The sequence below is a fragment of the Paenibacillus lacisoli genome (assembly GCF_030580655.1).
Taxonomy (GTDB): domain Bacteria; phylum Bacillota; class Bacilli; order Paenibacillales; family Paenibacillaceae; genus Paenibacillus; species Paenibacillus lacisoli.
The window spans coordinates 1-536 of sequence record NZ_JAUQTB010000051.1 but is presented as its reverse complement, the minus strand read 5'-3'; the positions used below and the strand labels follow the sequence as shown (position 1 = coordinate 536).

Below are 536 nucleotides of genomic sequence, written 5' to 3'. Positions count from 1 at the left end.
CAGTTCAGCGCACAATACTGCGTGGCTTCGCCGGTTGGATCAACGTAAGTTGTTGGATTATTCTCCACATACACATATGGATTCAAGCTTGCGGGGCGATTCATAAATCCTTCAAATGTATCCTCCTGGATAAACCGGCCCAGATCCGGGTCATACCAGCGAGTACGCAAATATTGCAGCCCCGTCGTGGCATCCCAGTATTCACCGGAGTAGCCAAACAAGTTCTCGACCTTCTCTTCACTCACCACCGGGTTACCCCAAATGTCGTAGCTGTAGGTGTTCAGAACAGTTCCGTCTGCCTGCAGCAGAGCAGTTACGTCACCATGTCCGTTATGGAAGTAATACGCCTTGCCACTGTCGTCCTGGCGATAGATCAGCTGCGCACCGCGCACATAGTGGGCTTTGAAGGTAACTTGGCTGTCTTTCACCGTGCCTTCCACGATGATATTTTCACCATCGTAATAGTAGCGGGTTGTGGTGGATACACCGCCCACGGTCTCCGTGCGTTCGCTCATCAGACCATCGCCGTTGTACTT

1 protein-coding gene is annotated in these 536 nt (G+C 51.9%); it reads right to left on the bottom strand.

Annotation, left to right across the window (positions count from 1 at the left end; genetic code table 11):
- Positions 1-536: RHS repeat-associated core domain-containing protein (locus Q5741_RS21575; protein ID WP_305026153.1), on the bottom strand; the 536-nt coding region annotated here is incomplete at both ends.